The following is a 21,795-nucleotide window of genomic DNA, read 5'->3' as shown; positions in this document are numbered from 1 at the left end:
GGTGTGGAGTGCCACCCGTGAGTTGAATCCCTGTGAAATGTTATTCACCTGCGTTCTTAGACGCTCTATCACAGTGGCGCAAAAAGTTGACAGCGAGGGCTTGGCGAAAGACGCATTTATGCTAGTATCCGCGCAATTTCGGCGATATCGTGATCTTCATTGAGAAGATCGAAGTTTAAATACCTATTGACGCAAGCGCGGCCCACTTTAGGTGGGGCGCTTCAAGCAAAGCTTAGCTTTACTTGTTAATTCATTTTTTCCATGTAACGTTATGCTAGTTTTACGTTACCGGAACCATTTTCTACAGCTATTCGAATAAAGGGTTGCAATGCTCATTAACGACACACTTCATACTACATCTCCCCTACGCCAGCGCATTCGAGACTACTATCGAATTAGTGAATCTGTGGCTGTAGATCAAATTTTACCCATTGCTGAGGTAAACCCTCGTGCGAGAAGTCGTGCGTGGGAACGCGCCCGTAAAATGGTACTGCAAATTCGTCGAAACCAAGAAGGCCATGGTGGCGTAGATGCGTTGTTAAATGAGTATTCACTATCCACCTCAGAAGGTGTGGTATTGATGTGTTTGGCTGAAGCCTTGTTGCGTGTGCCTGATGGCGATACGCAAGATGAACTCATCCGCGACAAATTATCTAAAGGGCAGTGGACACCACACCTTGGCAATTCAGATTCTTTGTTCGTGAACGCTTCAGCATGGGGCTTATTGTTTACTGGCAACATGGTCAATTATGCTGACAAGCGCAAGAAAGAACAGTTTGGACTGTTGAAGAAAACCTTGGGTCGCTTAGGTGAGCCGGTTATCCGCCGCGCAATGAATATTGCCATGCGGGTAATGGGTCGTCAGTTTGTGATGGGCGAAACCATCAAAGATGCGGTAGAGCGTGCTAAGGAAAAAGAAACCAAAGGCTATGTATATTCCTACGACATGCTGGGCGAAGGCGCTCGCACTATGGAAGATGCAGACCGTTATTATGATTCTTACGTTAAAGCTATTGAAGTGATTGGTAAAGCGGCTAACGGCCGTGGACCTAAGCGCTCACCAGGTATTTCAGTTAAGTTGTCGGCAATACATCCACGCTTTGAGTTCTTACACAGAGAGCGCGCAATGCGTGATATTCCGCCGCGCTTAAAAGCCTTGTGTATGTTGGCTAAAGAGTACGATATTGGCTTAACGGTTGACGCTGAAGAAGCTGACCGTTTAGAGCTTTCCCTCGATATCATTGAAGCGGTATTCCGTGATGAAGATTTAAACGGATGGACTGGCTTTGGTTTAGCGGTTCAAGCCTATCAAAAACGTGCTATTCATGTAATTGAACATTTACGCGCGCTTTCGTTAGAAGTCGGCCGTTCGTTAATGGTGCGATTGGTAAAAGGCGCTTACTGGGATACGGAAATTAAGCTTACCCAACAAGCGGGCTTAGAAGAGTTTCCTGTGTTTACCCGTAAGTCATCTACCGATGTGTCTTACCATGCTTGTGCAAACCGATTATTAGAATACCGCGATACTTTGTACCCGCAATTTGCTACTCACAATGCCTACTCTGCATCAGTGATTATTGAACTGGCTGGCGACGATAAAGAAGGGTTTGAGTTCCAGTGCTTACACGGCATGGGCGATACCCTTTACGATACGGTAGTAACCGAAGAAAAAATTCAGTGCCGTGTTTATGCGCCTGTGGGTGAACATGAAGACTTATTAGCTTATCTAGTGCGTCGCTTATTAGAAAATGGCGCAAACTCGTCGTTCGTAAACGCCATTGTTGATGATGAAAAGCCGGTTGAATCATTACTTGAAGATCCGGTGGAAAAAACCCAGCGCCTTAAAGTGCGTTTCAACAAACTAATTAAAACACCACGTGGTTTATACGCACCTGAACGTGATAACTCTCGCGGACTAGATTTAACCGACGTGAACGCGGTTACCGCGCTTCAACACGAACTAGAGCGTTGGCAAGAGTTTTACAGTGTAACCGATGGTGTTCCTGAGGGCGCAACAGCGGTAAGAAACCCAATGAACCACGACGATGTGGTGGGTTACCATTATTACGCACAACCTGATGATATGCGAAAAGCGTTAGACGACGCAGATGCAGGCTTCGACGCTTGGTCTAAGCGTGACACTTCAGAACGTGCTGAAATTCTTAATCGCTCCGCTGATGCCCTAGAGCGCCACATGGCAGAACTTATTGCTATTTGTATGCGTGAAGCAGGTAAAGTCGCGCAAGACAGCATTGATGAAGTACGTGAAGCGGTGGATTTTTGTCGTTACTACGCGGCCCGTGCCCAAGAATTGGCTGAAGACAAGCGCTTGCTTCCTCGTGGTGTGGTGCTGTGTATTAGCCCGTGGAACTTCCCTCTGGCAATATTTTTAGGTCAGGTATCCGCAGCATTAGTTACCGGTAATACGGTTATTGCCAAACCAGCTGAACAAACCAGTATGGTGGCGAAACGCGCTGTGGATATTATGCAATCGGTAGGCCTGCCTGAAGACGCGTTAAAACTCATTATTGCCCCAGGTAAAGAAGTAGGTGAAACCCTGCTTTCTGATGAACGCATTAAAGCGGTGATGTTTACCGGTTCTACCCAAACGGGCACGCTAATCTCACAAGAACTTGCTAATCGTGGTGGTGAGCAAGTACCGCTCATTGCTGAAACTGGCGGGCAAAACTGCATGATTGTGGATTCAACCGCGCTACCAGAGCAGGTAGTTGATGATGTTATTCATTCTGGTTTCCAAAGTGCGGGACAACGCTGTTCAGCCCTTCGCGTATTATTCGTGCAAGAAGAAATTGCTGATGATCTTATCAGTATGTTAATCGGTGCCATGAAAGAGTTAACCATTGGCGATCCGACCATGCTGGCCACTGACGTTGGCCCAGTTATCGACGAAAAAGCACTTAAGAGCCTAACCGACCATGTAGACTTTATGGAAGGAAAAGGAAAACTGCTTTATCGAAACGATCTGCCTGAAGGCACTGAAAACGGTACTTTCTTCCCACCTACGCTTTATCAGATTGATAACTTGGATGTGCTGGAAAAAGAAGTATTTGGCCCAGTGGTGCATCTAGTGCGCTTTAAATCGAAAGAGCTAGACAATGTTTTAGAGCAAATTAATGGTACGGGTTACGGCCTAACCATGGGTATTCACTCGCGCATTGAAGAGCGTGCATACGAGCTTGCTGCTAAGAGCCGTGCAGGTAATGTCTATATTAACCGCAACATGATTGGCGCTATTGTTGGCGTACAACCCTTCGGTGGACGTGGGTTATCAGGTACGGGTCCAAAAGCGGGTGGGCCTAACTACTTGCCACGTTTAATGATGGAACGTGCTACACCGAAACCAACATTGATTGATGATGTTGATGGTACAGATAACGCGCTAGTCGGTGACGATAAAATTGCCGAACGTGCCCATGTTGTGATGGATCAAGCTAAGGAAGTTGAAGCCCAGTGGCGACATATGGCCTTAAATGATCGTATCTCTATGGTACGTCAGTTACTGGCCAAAATTGCCAAGGTCGACATTGTTGACGACCTAGCCGATGATTTAAACCGCACGTTGGCCACTGCCCGCCAGCAGTTAACCAGTGTTGAGCGTAAGTTAGCGAAACCTACCGAGCTTCCTGGTCCTACAGGCGAATCTAACAAACTTTACCTTGAACCCAGAGGCACCCTGGTATGTTTCGCCGATAAAGACGTATCGTTTGAGTACTGGATGCTGTCTATCGTTACCGCACTTGCTACAGGTAACACGGTGGTATCGGTGGTATCTGAAATCTTCTACGAAGAAGCTATTGAGATTCAAAATAAGTTTGAATCTACGGGTGCGCCGAAAGGGGTATTCCAAGTAGCGCGTTTAGGTCACTTCGATGCCTTATTGATGGATGAAGACTTAGCGGGCGTAGTTGTGGATTCAAGCACTGAACGTACGGCGCGTATTACCGCAATGCTGTCATCGCGTGAAGGGGCTATTTTGCCAGTGATCACCGCTGAATATAACGATAAGTTGATTCAGCGTTTAATGACTGAAAAAACCATTAGTATCGATACTACGGCATCCGGTGGTAATACATCTCTCATGACGTTAGTGGAAGACGATGAGTAATAGCACAAGGTAATTTTCCTTGTAGTAATCGGTAACCATGTAAAGCCAGTCCTTGTGACTGGCTTTTTTTATTTCATAGTGCATTAGTGACTCGCTTATTTGAGCGCGATAAAAAACTTCAAACAAAATTTTGGTCGTTAACCCCGCCTTAACCCCCGCTGTGACACCCTGTATGCATGGTAGGCAATAATCGAATTACAATGATCGGGTTAGGTAAAATTTCATTTATGCCATTTGTGGCACTTGTACTGACGGGGTTAACCGCGTGTGCCAGTCATGACGAGGCTTCGCTTAGCGAGTCGGCATCTGCAATGACAGGAGAAAGTGTTACGTGGCAAGTGCAATCAGAAGATGCTGTTGCGGCCACTGCATTAACCGACTTAGTGTCGGTAGAAGGGCTGCAAGCCTATATTGATGAAGCGCTTGAAAACAATGCAAGCTTGCAGCAAACGCTTATTACGTTGAGGAAAGCGCAGGTGGCGATTAAGTCGGCTGATGCGGCAGATAACCTTAATGTAGATGCCAGCTTTTCAGGCGCTAAAACGGAAAATAGTGATGCAAATTACACTAGCGGCTTAACCGTTAGCTGGGAAGTGGATCTATGGCAAAAAATTAGCGACAGTGTAACTGCCGCTAGTTTTGATGCTGCTAGCGCCCGCTCAGCGTATCAATCTTCTCGCGATGCACTTGTTGCCAGTGTTATCCGTAATTACTTAGACATTATCACGCAGAAACAATTGCTTGCTATTGAGCAGGAACGGTTGGGCGTTTACGAAAATAGTGAAAGTATTATCCTTAAGCGCTACCGTACTGGGCTTGGATCTCTTGATGATTTAGACAACGCGAAAACCAGTAGCGCAAATACCCGAGCCTCTATCGCATTGTATGAAAATACGATTAGTGCTGCCAAGCGAACGCTAGCGGTGTTGCTAGGTCGCCAAGACCAATCTTTATCTGACTTTCCCGCAGTAACGAAATTTCCAGAAGTGCTTGAACCAATGCTTGCCTTGCCAGAGCAAGACCTAGCTAGACGCCCCGATTTACAAGCGGCTTACTATGCTATTAAAGCCGATGAAGCCAATGTGAAAGTCGCATACAAAGCACTCCTACCTAGTATCAATCTGTCGGCGGGACTAACTGACAACGGTGTCACACCTTCTCAATCGCTGTTTTCTAACCCTCTGTGGAATCTTCTTGGGCAGGTAACCGCCCCCTTGTTTCAAGGCGGCGCTCTTCGCGCGCAAATCGATGATGCCAAGTTAAATACGTTAAACAGTTGGTGGCAATATCGGGAAACATTACTTAACGCAGTACAAGAAGTGCAAAACGCGTTAGATAACGAAAAAGCGTTTACTCAGCGTCAGTATTACACCGACATTGCTTACCGTAATGCATTAAATAGCGCCGAAACTTTTTCGGGGCAATACCGTCAAGGCTTGGTAGACATTTTAGATTTACTGTCAGTTTACGACACCACCTTTAATTTGCAGGCGCAGCGCGTCGAGCTTCAATATTCTCAGTTAAGTAATCGTATCGACTTGGGCCTTGCGCTAGGCCTTGGAGTGTCACAATGAACAAGAAAAAAATTATCGTAACCCTTGGTGCCGCAATGACTATTGTTATTGCCATTCTTTATACCATGAGCCAATTAGGTGGCTCAGGAGGTCCGGGTATGGGCCCTGGCCCCAAAGGAGGAAAAGAAGGCCGGGCAGGTAAAGGAAATCAAGAGATTAGTGCGCCTAGAAATGCGAATGCTGAAAAAGCGATTACTCAAGTAGAAGCACAACGTGGTGTAGAACAAACCGTGCTTGCGCCGACAGATGAACAAGGTGAAGGCCGTCAGCCTGGTGAGCGCCCGCATCGCGATATGTCTAGTCAAAAGTCAGGTCAAAAGCCTGATCAAAGCCAAAATCAAAACGGGGCGAAAAGTGCAGCCAATAATCAAACGGCTGGCAGTAGCTCAGCAGATGTTGCCGAAGTGGGCGTGGTAGAGGTTTACCCAACTACCTACAATGCAAAAGTAAAAGGGTACGGGCAAGCCAGTGCTACTCACATGCTTACGTTATCAGCGCAAGTGAGTGGGCAAATTACTGAATTGTCGCCACGCTTTGAAACCGGCGCTTTGTTAAATAAAGGTGAGGTGATGGCGTATGTAGATAATACTGATTATCGCCAAGCACTAGCCGCTGCCGAAGCAACTTATGAAACTGCTTTCGTCGCTCTTGAAGAAGAACGCCTTCAAGGGTTGCAAGCACAAGACGAATGGACACGCTCAGGGTTGACCGGTGAGCCAGAGTCGGCCTTAGTGCTTCGCGCACCTCAACTTAAATCAGCGCAAGCAGCATTGCGAGAAGCCGAGCAGAATGTCGCGGCGGCAAAGCGCGATTTAGCTTTTGCTAACATCAGCGCCCCATTTAATGCCTTAGTGGTTAGCCGCAGCATTCAGCCTGGAAGTTATGTACAAGTGGGCACCGAAGTGGCCGGTTTGTATTCCGCTGATGTGGCAGAAATTTCTATCCCACTCTCGCCTAGCCAATGGGCACAGTTGCCCCAAGCACAGGTAGGTGAAAAGCCAGATTGGAAAGTACAACTAACCGATACCACTGGCGAACATCAGTGGCTGGCAAGTATTGAGCGTATAGAGTTACACCAAGACGAAGATACCCGTCAGCGCAGAGCTGTTGCCGTTGTGGAAAGGCCATTATCGTTAGCGAGCCCTTTGTATTTCGGTACGTTTCTAGTGGCTGAAATTGAAGGCCGTGACCTTGATAATGTATGGAAAGTGCCGTCCTCGGCCATATCGCAAAAACAAGAAGTATGGTTTGTCGCGCCCGACACTAACTTGCTCAACAAGTTTACCCCTACCGTGCTTTTTGAGTACGAAGGTTTTGCTTATATCACGCCTATGGCGGGTGCTAACCAAGCGCTTATTGTAGCGCGCCCGCTTAATAACTATCTTGTAAACACTCTGGTGAAGCCTGTAGTTGAGGGCAATGGCAATGAATAGTCACAAGGGCATTATTGCGTGGTTTGCGCAAAATTCGGTGGCCTCCAACCTTCTAATGGTTGGTCTTATCGTGCTAGGCATGGTGTCCTACGGCGATATTAGAAAGGAAGCCTTTCCTAGTATGGAGCCTAGGTTTGTTAGTATCTCCATGACATATGAAAGTGGTGATGCTGAGCAAGCCGAAGAAGGCATCGCGATTAAAATAGAAAATGCGCTTGAAACCGTGCCAGGAATTAAGCGCATCACTTCTACCTCTAACGCCAATGGCGCGAATGTTCAGGTCGAAAAAGAAACCGACTACGATTTAGATGTGATGTTTAACGACATTAAAACCGAAGTCGACAGTATTTCCAATTTACCTTCTGATGCTGAAAACGCCATTATTGACAAAGCTACCCGCGACGAGCACGTTATCTGGGTGCAGCTGTATGGCGATGCCAGTCATGCTGAATTGCAGTATTTAGGTGAGCAATTAGAGCGAGACTTGCTGGCGCAAGATGATATTCGCGATGTGAGCGCAGCCAGCTTTATTGACCCTATGATGTCGATAGAAATTGATGAGGCGAAACTACAAGCCTACGGCTTAACCTTGTGAGATGTGGCCTCACGTATTAACCAAGAGTCGTCTACGTCACTCACCACTAGCTTGCGGAACCAAGAGAAAGTTATTCGTTTAAAAGCCTCTGAACAAGCTTATTACGCCGGTGATTTTGCCAAGATACCTTTAGTGACTAGCGCTGATGGTGCGGTGTTAACCGTAGATGATGTTGCAGAAGTAACCGACACGTTTGCCGACGATAGCTACTCATTAGCCAGATATAACGGCCAAAACGGTTATGGCTTGCAAGTATTAATGGATAAATACGGCGATGTTACCGATATGGTGGCACAAGCTCATGCTGTCGTTGATAGCTGGCACGAGCGCGGGTTACTCCCCGAAGGTGTACAGCTTGAAACCTGGTATGACAGAAGTACGCTTATCACAGAGCGCTTAGACTTACTTACCAATAACGCACTAATGGGTATTGTATTGGTATTTATTACCCTCGCGGTATTTTTAAACTTACGAGTCGCCTTTTGGGTGGCCGCAGGACTACCGTTTATTTTCTTCGGTACTTTGTATTTCATGACCGATTCTTACACCGGCATGACCCTTAACGAAATGACCACCTTTGGTTTTATTATGGCGCTGGGGATTGTGGTAGATGATGCCGTAGTGGTGGGCGAAAGTGTTTATTCCACTAGGCGGCGTTACGGCGATACTTTAGCAAATACCATAGAAGGTACCCGAAAAGTCGCCGTCCCTACTATTTTTGGTGTGCTTACTACGGTGGCCACTTTCTTTGCCTTGTCGAACGTATCTGGCGGCCTTGGCACCTTGTATTCTCAGTTCGGTACCATTGTTACCCTTTGCCTTTTATTGTCGGTAGTGGAATCTAAATTAATACTGCCTTCTCATTTGGCGCATCTACCCACCAAGAAAACTACGAAAAAAGGCATTGCTGGTTTGTGGGGTAAAGTGCAAGACGGTGCCGACAATGGGCTAAATTGGTTTAACGAAAAGCTCTATCAACCAGCATTAAGTGCCACGATTGCTTATCGCTATGCGGCGGTGCTGTTGTTCATTACCTTGTTTATTGTAGTTATGAGTTTGCCGTTGACCGGCGTAGTACGGGTAGGGTTTTTCCCAAGTATGCAAGGCGATACCGTGTCGGCCAATATGTCGCTTTACAGTGATGCCAGCTTTGGTCAAACCGAACGTAACTTATTACGCTTAGAAAACGCTGCACTTGAAGCCGACAAGCAGCTGGTAGAAGAAAAGGGTGTGAGTGCGAGTGGCATGAAGAGCCTGCAAGTGACAGCTAGTGGCGATCAAAGTGGCACAATTACCATTTCGCTGTCTGAAGATAAGCCTTATACCTTGGATGAACTAGCCGCACGCTGGACAGCACTAAGTGGCAACTTAGAGGCGGTGAAAAAGCTTAAGATTCAAGCGCGACGTGAAATGGTTGATGCCTTCAGAGTAGAGCTAAAAAGTATAGACGACGCCACCTTAACAGCGGCTAACACCGCCTTTCAAGACGCATTGGAAAACATAGATGGCGTATTTGGTGTGGAAAGTTCTTTAACGCCCGGTGAAGCCATGATGCGCTTTGAGTTAACGCCTGAAGGTCGTGCTATGGGCATGGACACCCAAAGCTTATCGCAACAGCTGTTAAAAGCGTTTGGGGGCGAAATAGTGCAGCGTTACTTGCGCAATAAAAACGAAGTGAAAGTGCGCGTACGTTACCCTGAAGAAGACAGAATGGACCCGTCTGATGTGATGAATACGCGAGTACGTTTAGATAACGGTACGGTAGTGCCATTAAGTGTTATCGCCACTATGACACCTGATGTTCAGCAAAAGCAGGTGGTGCGTATTGACGGGCTTCGTGCGCTTACTGTTAGCGCCTCAGTAGACAGTGACGTAATAACCGCCACTGAACTGGTGAACTACTTAAACGAAAGTTTCGTGCCTACTATATCTCGTCAGTATCAAGACTTGTCACTGCATTTTGCGGGGGAAGCCGAGCAGCAAGAAGAAACCCAAAGCTCAATGGAGAGCGTATTTATATTAGCGTTAATTTCTATTTACGCCTTGCTCGCCATTCCGCTTAAATCTTACGTTCAGCCGCTTATTATTATGACCGCTATTCCGTTTGGCATTGTAGGTGCGGTATTAGGACATTGGAGCAACGGGCTAATGCTTAGCATACTCTCTCTTAACGGAATATTGGCGTTGAGCGGGGTAGTAGTTAACGACAGCCTGTTGTTGGTGTCTCGCTATAACGCATTGAAAGAAGCGGGTATGCGTGTGCAAGAGGCGGTTATTGAAGCCTGTTCAAGTCGTCTTCGTGCCGTATTGCTTACTTCCATTACTACCTTTTTAGGTTTGTACCCCATATTGGGTGAAACCTCCATGCAGGCACAATTCTTAATACCTGCCGCTGCGTCCTTGGGGTATGGTATTTTGTTTGCCACGGCTATTACATTAGTATTAATTCCTGCATTGCTGTTAATTTACGAAGATGTAGCGCAGCTAGGTAAAAAAACCAAAGACGCTGCTGTACAAGTGGCAGGGTAGAAAAGGTGGACGGAATGATTCGGGTGTTGTTAGTGGAAGATGATATTGGCTTGGCTGGTAACGTTCTTGACTACTTGGAACTAGAGGATATGCAATGCGACCATGCCAGCAATGGCGTGGCGGCATTGCAGTTTATTAATCAGCATCAATACGATGTGCTAGTGCTTGATATCAACTTGCCTCGACTCGACGGTTTCAGCGTTTGTGAGCGTTTGCGAAACGACGGCAACGATACCCCTGTTATTATGCTCACCGCGCGAGATCAGCTTGAAGACAAACTCACGGGGTTTCAAAAAGGGGCCGACGATTATTTGATTAAACCCTTTGCGATGGCTGAATTAGTGGCGCGGATAACCGCATTATCGGGGCGCCGTTCTGCGCAGGTAAATCAAATCGCTATGGGTAATGTGACACTCAACATGAATACGCAAGAAGCCCATACAAGTGGCAACCTTATTAAACTTAGCCCCATTACCTATGCACTGCTTAAAAAACTGTTGTTAGCTAAAGGGGAAGTGGTTAGCCGAGAACGGCTTATTGAAGCAGCTTGGAAAGATGGAGCACCCGAAAGCAATGTGCTCAAAGTGCACATGCATCATTTACGAAAAAGTCTAGAACAGGTGAATGCCTCACTTTCGGTGCTAAGTAAACCAAACAGTGGTTTTTACCTCGCCGAGGACGTTTGATATGGTTAAAGGCTTACACCTGAGTTTACGTCGCTATGTGTTGTGGACCTTGCTTGCCGTAGGAAGTGTGCTGATCACGTTGTTTTCAATGTTTTCAGCTGAGCGCTTTTTTCAAGGTATGGACGGCATGTTGCGCGGCACTATGGTAAGCGTGGCAAGCAATACCGAGTTAACAGGTGAGTTACCTCAACGTGTTTTGAACTTCTACATCAGTGCCGAATTTGACCAACAACCAGAAGAAATCCTCGCGTCATTTAGGCAAGACGAGCTTATTCCTTTTGTTTTAGCTAAAGATTTAAAGCGTGATTGGTTTTTCACGCGCCCGTACGCAGCACGATTTTTAGTGATGGTACCGCTTGAAAGCGGCGAGGTAAGGTACATTTCTCAGGTGTTTGGTGAGCCAAAAGGGCGTGGCCGTCGGCCGGTGTGGTTAAGCCATGAGTTGGTGAGTATCATTATTGGAATAAGTGCACTGGTTGTGTTTGCAATTGTATTGTTGCTTATCATGCGAAGCGTGACTAAGCCCGTAGAAATGCTTCAGGATTGGGCGGCGGCGCTAGATGAAAAGCAACTTGATGCGCCTATCCCAAGGTTTCGTTACAAAGAGCTCAATGCGCTTGCGTCACTGATACACAACAGCCTGCAAAGCGTGAAACAAACCCTTGAGCGAGAGCGTACTTTTGTTAATCACGCGAGTCATGAGTTACGTACTCCCATTGCTGTTATTCGAAGCAGTACGGAATTGCTACAGCGTGTTTTGGAAAAAGAGCAGTTAGAAAATCAAGCGCATACAATAGGCAGTAAAGGGGAAAATGCCTTAATGCGGATTGATAATGCCTCTAAAACAATGACCGATTTAACTGAAACCTTATTGTGGTTAGCGCGCGAAGACAGTCAACCTTTGCCTTATCATCCCGTGGATATTGCCACCACGGTTGAGCAGCTTTGTGATGACTTAGCATACTTACTAAAAGGAAAAACCGTAACCGTCGATGTGAATGTGCCAAGTACAACAATGTACCTGCCAGATACTGCTAGTAGAATAATTATTGGTAATGTTATCCGAAATGCCTTCCAACATACCGACAGCGGCGTAGTGTCTATTACATTATGTGACACTACCTTAACCATCGAGAACCAGAATGACGCAGAGGCTTCTCCACTATCAAACGTTGAAGATACTGGTTATGGGTTGGGACTTAAGCTAATTACTAAATTAACAGAACGGTTGGGGTGGCAGTGCCAAGCAGGTGTGGTCGTAAATGGTTATCACGTCACGCTAACTCTCAATGAACCTGAAAATACCGATGTGTAGTTGTGAGTGTAATTGTGAATGTCACTTAACAGGCTGGATTTAAAATAAGCGGCTAACAAGCCGCTTATTTTGTTTAACCTCGACAATTTTGCCTTGTCGATAGAGCAGTACAGGTAATTACATCCATTCTTTACTGCGATTACGCTTTTTCGGCATATAAGTCAGAAGTACGCCTAATAAAATACCTGCGCCGGCAACAATACCGCCACGGGTGAACCAGGTGACCAGTTCATCTTTATCAGCGCTTTCTACTTGAGCACTTAAGCGTTTAATATCGTTGCTTTGTTGTTCAGTATCCGTTGTGAGTTGCGTAATTTGCTGGCGCGCATCATTAAGCTGCTGGCGCAGGTTTGCATTCTCACGTTGGGTAGTTTGTAAGCTGGTTTGGCTTTGTGCTAACTGCTCACTTAGCATAGGTAGTTTTTCAGCTTGTGACATCTCTGTAGTCACATACTTTGATTCAATCCACCCCTTACGACCTTCATCATCGGTCACTTGTGTGAACTCTGCATCAGCATCACGGTCTAGCACAGTAATCGGTGTGCCTGCCTCTACAGACCCTAGAATACGGTAGTTTCGGCCTGGGCCCGTGTGTAAAAAGATAAATAAATCATCGCGAATATAGTGCGACGACGACGCTTCTAGCGTATCGCTCTCTTGAAGAGCCAGCGCTTGGCAAGAGCATGCAAAAAGGGCAACTGCTAACCACTTTCGAATCATAGGTAGTCCAAATACTCGTCTAAAACATGGAGATGGTATTGGTTGACCGCGATAAAGGCAAGTTTGTTCCACTTTTGTCTACTGGTTAATTTCATCGCAACCAGTTAACAGTGTCATTGCGAATTAGTTTGGACACAGGTAAGGTTGCATCATTATCACGTGTGCCACTGCGCAAATATGTCTGAAATTGAACTAAAATTTGTTACTCAAGATGGTGCGCATCAAGCTTTTAAAGACCGCGTACTCCCTCTTTTTGAAAAAAATAATATTACCCTCATTTCCCACACCGAACTTCGGCTTGAAAACGATTACTACGATACGGTAAATCACGATTTTCAAGAAAGTAAGATGGGTTTTCGTGTGCGCGGCAATAATGGCAGCTACGAGCAAACCTTAAAAACCAATGGGAAAGTCAGTGGTGGGTTACATCAACGTGCAGAATACAACATTGACCTTGATGCACCTGAACCCGACTTAACCCTGTTTGATACTTCAGTGTGGCCTTCTAGCTGGAATATTCCCAGCATGAACAGCAAATTGGAAAAGCAATTTAGTACCCACTTTACTCGCCATGCTTATATTGTAGAGGTAGAGAAGGGTCGCGTAGAGGTAGTGCTTGATTGCGGTGAGGCGGCTACCGATAAAGCCAGCTCGCCCATTAATGAAATTGAGCTAGAATTGCAAAGTGGAGACCTAGACAGCCTCTTTATATTGGCAACGCACATAAATAGTTGTATGGATGTCAGGCTAAGCGACGTGTCTAAAGCGGCGCAAGGGTATCAGCTACTGCATGGCTTTAACGCCAAAGTAAAACCCTTGCCAGACTTTTTGCCGCTAAATCCAAAATCGTCTACCGAAGAAGCCTTTTCAAGCGCACTTCAATTGGCTTTAGCCCATTGGCAGCACCATGAGCATGTATTTATTGAAAGTGGCTCTATTAAAACCTTAGCTGAAGTGGCCAAGAGCGTGCGCTTGCTGTTACAAAGTGTGTCTTTGTATTTACCTGTTTTACAGTGCCCAGAAATGCTTGCGTTGCATAAAAAGCTTATTGCTTACGCACAGCAATGGGCCTGGCAAGATGACTTGCAAAGCTTACGGTATTTATTGTCTAAAAAGAGCCTGTTCCACAAAACCTTAAGCAAACACCCGGCTATTGTCAGTTATTTGCAGGGACGTAAAGCAGGGCTGCTGCATGCACATGACCCAGCCAGTTTATTTTTCGACAGCATGGCTACCGATATTAAGCTGAAAGCTATCGACTTAATTAACGCAAAACCATGGCGTAGAGAAGCTACAGGGTACGATTTGCTGGTATTAGATCATGCCAAAGGGTGGTTATCTCAGGGGTGGCAAACGGTGCAGCAAAGTATGCCAGCCAATAAAACCATGGGCCCCGCCAACTATACGTTGGTAGAAGTTGTGCTTCGACAAACCTTGTGGAGCGGTTTTTTACTTGGGGATTTGTTTTTAGAAGAGCGGGGTAACTTCAGAGCACCTTGGTTAGATTTGTTAACCGGCATAGAGGAGCTTAATGCGTTACTTATGCTTCGCCAAGCGGTACAAGACTCCGAATTAGAGACACAAGATGAACTTAGTAAGTGGACAAGCAGTAAGCTGACCGTGCTCGTGAAAGTCATGGAGCGAACCCGCGCTGTGGCGTTAGAACGAGATATTTACTGGTAATGACACTAGGTAAATCGTGAACAAGGATGTAGTAAGGTGAAAGCAGATATGGTGTATGACTACGCCCTTTATGCGGCGCTGTTCTTCTATTTTATTGTGGTAATAAGATTTGTGTATTATCGCCACCGTATATTTCAGAGCCCCTGGCTAGCTGCGGCTATTCTGAGCTGGCCCATTTTCATGCTAGATGAATGGATGCGGTTGTGGCAGTTAACCCAACTGGCGCCACTGTATGGGCTATCAGACGTCTTTGCGGTGCTATTAATGAGCTGTAGCTATAGAATGGTAAAGCCCATGCTTTTGGCTTATCCGTCTAAACGTTCTCGATTGTGGGTGCCTTTTTGGGTAATGGCCGTGCTGCAACTAACTATTTTGCTTATTCCCACTGAAGACAAGCTATTGTGGTTAGAAGCCTCCCCAAGTGGCGAGCCATTAATGTTATGGCCAGCTTACTTAGCTTCGTTAACTACAGGGTTCTGCGTGTTGCTCATTGGTATTCTCATCATTGAACACATTCAAATGTATCATAGGCATTTACCCGAACAGGCGGTTGACGTTCAAGAGTTTCGCGTACCAAGACTTGCCAGCGTCATGGCAAATACGGTTGTTGTGGCGTTTGCCAGTATTTTGCTGGTGACTGCTGCCACCTTTGGCTTTTTTGCAGTGCCTTTTTGGGAAAGCCTACATCATACGGCCCTTGGCGTTTCTCTGCTCGTGGTGCTATTCAGCCTTACTTTTCCTAGGGTAACGTCACCGTCGCCTTTAGATTACGAGCGGCTGGATGAAGGTGCAGTAAAGCCAGCCGAAGTGCGAGCGGTCATTGGTCAAGCTAAGCGCACCATGATTGATGGTAAAAACTACAAGAAGCTGGGGCTAACATTGAAAGACTTTAGCGATGAGGCAGGAGTCGATCCCACCACCTTGGCGATTGCCTTGCACTTAGAGCTTAAGAAAAACTTTCGCGGTTTTGTGTACCAGTACCGGCTGGACTACGCCAAAAATGTACTGCTGCGAAGTGATGCCAAAATAGCAAAAGTGGCGAAACGCTTAGGTCTTAATTCTGAAAAGTTTTTAGGCGATGTGTTAGTGAAATACCTGCGCAATAGCCAAGAACCACACTAGTTCAGTAGGCTTTGTTTATTTAATCTACAAAGCCATGCTAGCTAAACGCATTATAAAGCACCTGCTGGGTAAAGGTTTTACGCAAGTAGAACCCACGAGGGCGCGTTTTTATTCGCTCGCCTTGCGGACCTAAAGCATCAGTTAATACTTTGCCGCTAGCAGCCTTAGGGCGAAGGTGCAACGCCTCGCCTTGTCGAGAAGTGATTGATTCTACATGCCCCGTCAGTATTTGCTCTGTAAGCTCTTCCCAGTCTTGTTTTAACATCGCATCTTCTAGTGCACTCGGCTGCCAATAAAACGCACTGGCGACTCTGCGCTGCGCCAATGGTATGCGCCTGTCTCCCTCAATAGGTAACCACAGCACTTGTTGAATTTTATTGCGTACACTGCTTGTTTCCCACGTTAACCCTGGCTGCATCAATAAGGGGGCGTAGCAAACATAGGTGGTTTCAAGAGGCATAAAATTGGCATCGATGGGAATAGTTTTAAGTTCAATACCCAGCTCTGGGAAGTCTTGCTGAGGTTTAGAGCCGGCACTGGCCCCTAGCCAACGTTCAATTAACATGCCTGGCCAACCTTTATGACGCTGTAAGTTTTCTGGTATGGCAACGTCAGCCATATGGGCTAATTCTCCCAAGGTTAAGCCCGCAATGGCGTCACAGCGCGCTAATAACGTGGTTGAATTTTCAGGTGGAGACTCGGGTGGACGCATAGTTCAGCTCAGTAATTTTCTATAAGGAAAGCATGAATTTCGATTAATGCTTTGAATGGTGTATATATTATGGAAGAATGCAGAGATATAAAAGTATAGTGTGCCCGGGAGTCTATGTGATAGATGCCGATGGATTCCGTGCGAATGTGGGCATAGTGATTTGCAACAAAATGGGTCAAATATTTTGGGCAAGGCGTTATGGTCAACATTCATGGCAGTTCCCTCAAGGCGGAATTGATGAAGGGGAATCTGCCGAACAAGCTATGTACCGCGAGCTGCACGAAGAAGTGGGACTGACGCCGAAAGATGTCACCATTTTAAGTGTTACACGTAACTGGCTTAGATATAAGCTTCCTAAGCGATTAATTCGTCAGGGAAGTAATCCGGTCTGTATAGGCCAAAAACAAAAGTGGTTCCTGCTGCAGCTTGACTGTAATGAGCGGGACGTGAATGTATTGAAAACAGGGCACCCAGAATTTGATGATTGGCGTTGGGTGAGCTATTGGTATCCAATTAGAAATGTCGTGTCGTTCAAGCGAGACGTCTACCGTCGGGTTATGAAGGAGTTTTCCCCTGTTGTAATGGCTGCTCAACAGCGTCCACAACAGCGCCATAATACGTCGTCGCAAAAGCGCGGTAAAAAGCGTAGACGAGGCTAGGCGAACGAGCAAAGTATAGGGAGTAGCGATTGGACACTCAGGGTCACAAAGGCGCAATGTTAACCACGCTTAAACGTATCGTGCAGGAAATGAATCAAATTCCTGCGCTAGATACTGCCTTGTTTCGTCTGGCATCTCGCGTTAAACAAACGCTGGATGTAGACTCATGCTCTATTTATCTTGCCGATTACGAGAAACAAACCTTTATTCTAAAGGCTACCGACGGTCTGCACCCTGATGCAGTAGAGCAAGTTCATATAGGCTTTTCTGAAGGCTTAATTGGCTTAGTCGGTCAGCGTGAAGAACCGCTTAACATTGTTAACGCCCAGCATCATCCTCGATTCAAACACTACCCTGAAGTTAAAGAAGAAAATTACAACGCATTTTTGGGTACGCCCATTATTCACCAGCGTAAAGTGTTAGGCGTCATTACCCTACAGCAAAGTGAAATGCGCCGTTTCAGTGAAGACGAAGAAGCATTCTTAGTCACCCTCGCTGCCCAGCTAGCGCTTGAAATTACCAATGCTGACATGCGCGGCGCACTAAACAATACCGCCAATGTAAACAGTATTGCACTGCAAAAAAATGTCTCTGGTATTGCGGGTTCGCCCGGCTTAGCAATTGGTAAAGGCTTCTCACCAGATAAGTCACTTAATTTAAAAAACTGGGTTGTTAAACGCAGTAAAAATCCAAACGACGAAATCCAAACCTACCGCAAAGGCGTGGAAGTCACGCGCCAACACGTGGATGGATTATCGAAAAGTTTAGATGACGATATTCCTGATGACGTTAAATCCATATTTCAGCTTTATCACCATTTACTTGATGCCAATAGCTTAGGCCGCGAGGTAGAAGAGAAAATCAGGCAAGGTTGGGATGCTGCGTCGTCACTTAAAATGGTGGTCGAAAATTACGCCGCACGTTTTCGCGCGATGGACGACCCTTACATGCAAGAGCGTGCCATCGATATCGTCGACCTTTCCGATCGTATTTTGGCGAATATTCTTACCGAAGGCCAAGGGCAAAAGCTGGTAGAAAAACTCGCCACCGAAGATAGTATTTTGGTGGCCGATGAAGTATCGGCAACCATGCTGGCTGAGTTTCCAAGAGAAAAGCTCAAAGGCATTATCTCTATACGGGGGTCAAACAACTCTCATGCCGCTATTTTAGCAAGGGCAATGGGTGTGCCTGCGGTGATGGGGTGTCAGAATGTGTCTCCTGCACTGCTTGAGGGTAAAGAGCTTTTACTCGATGGTTATGCAGGTGAGGTAATTGTTTCCCCAGAGCGGAACATCAAAACTGAATTTATTCAGCTTATTGAAGAAGAGTCGGCAATAACCGAGCGCATAGACGCCGAAGCCGGGCAGCCTTGTGAAAGCGTAGATGGCTGTCGCATGTCGCTATACATCAATGCGGGTTTGTCTGCTGAAGCCGAGCTTAATGCTGGGCATATTGGCTCGGGTATTGGTCTGTACCGTACTGAAATTCCCTTTATGCTACGGGAGCGTTTTCCTTCTGAGCAAGAGCAAGTTGAGCTTTATCGCCAAATCTTAGAGTCGGCACCCGATTTACCGATTACCATGCGTACCCTTGATGTGGGAGGAGACAAACCCCTTCCTTATTTCCCCATCAATGAAGAGAACCCGTTCTTAGGGTGGCGGGGCATACGGTTAACACTCGATCACCCCGAGATATTCTTGGTACAAGTACGGGCCATGCTAAGAGCCAGTATTGGGCTTAAAAACCTACGCATTATGTTACCAATGATATCCACGGTGGCAGAAGTGCAAGAAGCCAAGCGCTTAGTTAACCAAGCCTACTTTGAGATATGTGACGAGGTTTGTGAGTCGGGTGAAGTACTTCAGCGGCCTAAGTTAGGTATCATGTTAGAAGTACCCTCGGTATTGTATCAACTGCCGCAGCTTGCGAAACACGTAGATTTCTTCTCGGTGGGCAGTAACGACTTAACGCAATACTTGTTGGCGGTAGATAGAAACAACACTCGTGTGGCGGGGCTGTACAACAGCTACCATCCTGCGGTATTGGCTGCACTCTACGACATTGTGCAGCAATCAAACGAGAACCAAATCCCTGTTACCATTTGCGGCGAGATTGCCGGTGAACCGGCAGGTGCTATTTTATTAATGGGCATGGGGTATCGTCGTTTAAGTATGAATGCGTTCAATATTCGAAAAATTAATTGGCTTATTCGTAAGGTTTCGCTGGCGGAAAGCAAACAGCTTCTTTCTCTCGCGTTAACGTCGCAAAGCCATGAACAAGTATTCGGACATTTAAACGAATATTTAGAAACAAAAGGCTTAGGTGGGTTAATACGGGCAGGTGCGTAAAATAGGCATGGCGCTAGCAGTGTAAATGCTAGTTTCTGCTGTGTGATAAAGGATTTTGTATGGAACCGTTAACCATCATTTTTGTGAGCTGCTTAGTCCTTGGCGTGGTCGTCGGGTTATTAGCAGGAATGTTAGGTATAGGTGGTGGTCTTATCATCGTTCCTGTACTCTCCTACTTACTGATTCACTTTGCTGGTATGACCGTTGAGACCGTGATGCCGGTGGCCATAGCTACCTCACTTTCTACCATCATTTTTACGGGCATGTCGTCTGCGTTCGCACACTATCGCTTAGGTAATATCCATAAACCAACGGTGCTTTATACTGGGTTTGGTATAGCAATAGGTGCTATCTTAGGGGCGCAAATTGCCAGTCATATTTCCGGTGCGCTATTAAAAGACATCTTTGCGGTTTTGGTTATTATTATTGCCGCACAAATGATATTTGGTAAGCAGAAAACATCAGACAGCGAAGCATCGCCATGGGTGCTAAGTTGCGTGGGTAGCGGCACAGGTTTAATTAGCGCACTGATGGGTATTGGTGGTGGCGCCTTGTTAGTACCAGCTTTAGTGTGGTTCAGAATTAACATAAGATTGGCGATTGGCTGCGCGGCATTTAGTGGCTTGCTAATCGCAGTATTTGGCACCGCTAGTTTTGTTGCTGCGGGCTGGCAGCAAGCAGGTATGCCACAGTGGAGTTTAGGTTACGTATATTTGCCCGCCACAGCAGGTATTGTCACCACATCAATATTTACCGCAGGTATCGGCGCTAAGCTGGGCCAGCGGGTAAATACTCGAGTTTTAAAAGCAATGCTAGCGTGTTTGTTAGTGTTGGTAAGTATCAAAATGTTTGTAGGAATTAATTAAGCGTATGGCTGAAAGCAGTTATTTGGTTTTTCCCAGTATAGACCCTATTATTTTTAGCCTCGGGCCATTAAGTGTCCGTTGGTACGGCATGATGTACCTCGTTGGTTTTATTGCCGCGTATTTGTTAGCGCAGAAGCGTTTGTCGCGCACTGAATGGACGCGAGATCAACTTAGCGACTTATTGTTCTGGAGCTTTGTTGGTGTGATTTTAGGTGGTCGTATTGGCTATGTGTTCTTCTATCAGTTTGGCATGTTTCTAGAAAACCCCCTCTACCTGTTTAAAATATGGGCCGGTGGTATGTCGTTCCATGGCGGGCTTGTTGGCGTATTAGTGGCGTTAATGTGGCAAGCTAAGCGAATGAAAGCCACCTTCTTGCAATTAGGCGATTTCGTCGCACCACTAGTTCCCATTGGTTTAGGCGCAGGACGCATCGGAAACTTCCTTAACGCTGAATTATGGGGCCGTACCACTGATGTGCCTTGGGCTATCATTTTCCCAAACGCCGGTAATGTGCCTCGCCATCCTTCCCAGTTATATGAATTTGCCTTGGAAGGCGTATTATTGTTTGTTATTTTGTGGCTTTATTCTGCCAAACCTCGACCGGTTGGCGCGGTAAGTGGTGTCTTTTTACTTGGTTATGGGAGTTTCCGTTTTATCGTGGAATACTTTAGAGAGCCAGATGCTCACATTGGTTTATACCAAATGGGGCTTAGCCAAGGGCAGCTATTATGTTTACCTATGATTGCATTAGGCATAGGGCTAATAGTGCGCGCCTACACCCGCCAACAGCAACAAACTAAACAATAAATAAGAAGAAAGATGAAAGAATATCTCGCATTGATGCGCCATGTACGTGATACAGGTGTAAAAAAGGAAGACCGCACTGGAACCGGCACGTTAAGTGTATTTGGCTATCAAATGCGGTTTGACTTACAACAAGGCTTTCCGTTAGTTACCACTAAAAAATGCCACCTCAAATCTATTATTCACGAACTGCTATGGTTCTTGAAAGGCGAAAGTAATATCGCTTATTTGAAAGAGAATGGCGTGAGCATTTGGGATGGTTGGGCAACAGAAGAGGGTGAACTAGGCCCTGTTTACGGTAAGCAGTGGCGCAGTTGGGACAATGGCGATGGCACCACTATCGATCAGATAGCTGATGTGATTGAACAAATTAAAACCAACCCAGATTCTCGCCGTCTTATTGTCAGTGCATGGAATCCGTCTGTCTTGCCAGATACGCAATATTCGCCACGTGAAAATGCGAGTATGGGTAAGCAAGCATTGCCACCGTGTCATACTATGTTTCAATTCTATGTGCTTGATGGCAAATTGAGCTGTCAGCTATATCAACGCAGCGGTGATATTTTCTTTTTATACCCCCTAACAATAATCGCACAGTTCGCTGATTTAAGGCTTTTTTTTT

General features: G+C 46.2%; 14 protein-coding genes and 1 pseudogene. 13 read left to right on the top strand and 2 right to left on the bottom strand.

All coding sequences use genetic code 11. From position 1 onward, the window contains the following. Positions 1-328: 328 nt before the first annotated feature. From putA to AAC006_RS17615, 6 genes and pseudogenes are all read left to right on the top strand, one after another. Entirely contained in the window at positions 329-4,126 is a 3,798-nt protein-coding gene (gene putA, locus AAC006_RS17640; RefSeq protein ID WP_126873160.1) for a bifunctional proline dehydrogenase/L-glutamate gamma-semialdehyde dehydrogenase PutA, read from the top strand. Positions 4,127-4,353: 227 nt separating this feature from the next. After that, entirely contained in the window at positions 4,354-5,700 is a 1,347-nt protein-coding gene (locus AAC006_RS17635) for a TolC family protein (RefSeq protein ID WP_244360423.1), read from the top strand. Next, positions 5,697-7,133 (top strand): efflux RND transporter periplasmic adaptor subunit, encoded by a 1,437-nt coding sequence (locus AAC006_RS17630; protein WP_126873162.1) that lies wholly within the window; start codon positions 5,697-5,699, stop codon positions 7,131-7,133. Before AAC006_RS17635 ends, AAC006_RS17630 begins: the two co-directional genes overlap by 4 nt. Continuing rightward, positions 7,126-10,257 (top strand): annotated as a pseudogene (locus tag AAC006_RS17625) (efflux RND transporter permease subunit). The gene AAC006_RS17630 and the pseudogene AAC006_RS17625 overlap by 8 nt, the downstream one beginning before the upstream one ends. A 14-nt stretch (positions 10,258-10,271) precedes the next feature. Continuing rightward, positions 10,272-10,943 (top strand): response regulator transcription factor, encoded by a 672-nt coding sequence (locus AAC006_RS17620; protein ID WP_208805249.1) that lies wholly within the window; start codon positions 10,272-10,274, stop codon positions 10,941-10,943. A 1-nt stretch (position 10,944) separates the two neighbouring features. Then, positions 10,945-12,258 (top strand): HAMP domain-containing sensor histidine kinase, encoded by a 1,314-nt coding sequence (locus AAC006_RS17615; protein WP_126873165.1) that lies wholly within the window; start codon positions 10,945-10,947, stop codon positions 12,256-12,258. A gap of 117 nt (positions 12,259-12,375) precedes the next feature. Here AAC006_RS17615 and AAC006_RS17610 read toward each other — a convergent pair whose 3' ends face one another. Beyond that, the gene (locus AAC006_RS17610) at positions 12,376-12,978 is read right to left on the bottom strand and encodes a TIGR04211 family SH3 domain-containing protein (protein ID WP_126873166.1); all 603 of its coding nucleotides are present in this window, start codon (positions 12,976-12,978) and stop codon (positions 12,376-12,378) included. A gap of 177 nt (positions 12,979-13,155) precedes the next feature. Here AAC006_RS17610 and AAC006_RS17605 point away from each other — a divergent pair, with 177 nt between their 5' ends. Continuing rightward, positions 13,156-14,661: a CYTH domain-containing protein gene (locus AAC006_RS17605; protein WP_339892048.1), complete on the top strand. Its 1,506-nt coding sequence runs from the start codon at positions 13,156-13,158 to the stop codon at positions 14,659-14,661. 36 nt (positions 14,662-14,697) lie between these two features. Further along, complete coding sequence (locus AAC006_RS17600) at positions 14,698-15,783, top strand: DNA mismatch repair protein (protein WP_013785518.1); 1,086 nt, start codon at positions 14,698-14,700, stop codon at positions 15,781-15,783. 37 nt (positions 15,784-15,820) lie between these two features. On the opposite strand, the gene mutH is transcribed toward AAC006_RS17600, so the two are convergent. Then, the gene (gene mutH, locus AAC006_RS17595; protein ID WP_013785517.1) at positions 15,821-16,495 is read right to left on the bottom strand and encodes a DNA mismatch repair endonuclease MutH; all 675 of its coding nucleotides are present in this window, start codon (positions 16,493-16,495) and stop codon (positions 15,821-15,823) included. A 116-nt stretch (positions 16,496-16,611) separates the two neighbouring features. Here mutH and rppH point away from each other — a divergent pair, with 116 nt between their 5' ends. The 5 genes from rppH to thyA all read left to right on the top strand — a co-directional run. Beyond that, complete coding sequence (gene rppH, locus AAC006_RS17590) at positions 16,612-17,154, top strand: RNA pyrophosphohydrolase (protein ID WP_041453052.1); 543 nt, start codon at positions 16,612-16,614, stop codon at positions 17,152-17,154. A 56-nt stretch (positions 17,155-17,210) separates the two neighbouring features. Next, a complete protein-coding gene (gene ptsP / locus AAC006_RS17585) occupies positions 17,211-19,502 on the top strand; it encodes a phosphoenolpyruvate--protein phosphotransferase (protein WP_041452591.1) in 2,292 nt (763 codons plus the stop codon). 59 nt (positions 19,503-19,561) lie between these two features. Beyond that, positions 19,562-20,368, top strand: coding sequence for a sulfite exporter TauE/SafE family protein (locus tag AAC006_RS17580; RefSeq protein WP_057794086.1), 807 nt, complete (start codon positions 19,562-19,564; stop codon positions 20,366-20,368). A 4-nt stretch (positions 20,369-20,372) separates the two neighbouring features. Then, positions 20,373-21,176 (top strand): prolipoprotein diacylglyceryl transferase, encoded by an 804-nt coding sequence (lgt, locus tag AAC006_RS17575; RefSeq protein WP_013785513.1) that lies wholly within the window; start codon positions 20,373-20,375, stop codon positions 21,174-21,176. Between the two features lie 12 nt (positions 21,177-21,188). Then, positions 21,189-21,795 (top strand): thymidylate synthase (gene thyA / locus AAC006_RS17570; protein WP_339892044.1); only part of this gene is annotated, 607 nt, incomplete at its 3' end.

This window comes from uncultured Alteromonas sp. (genome assembly GCF_963976965.1).
Lineage (GTDB): Bacteria > Pseudomonadota > Gammaproteobacteria > Enterobacterales > Alteromonadaceae > Alteromonas > Alteromonas naphthalenivorans.
The sequence above is the reverse complement of the archived record's forward strand: the minus strand, read 5'-3'. Positions and strand labels throughout refer to the sequence as shown.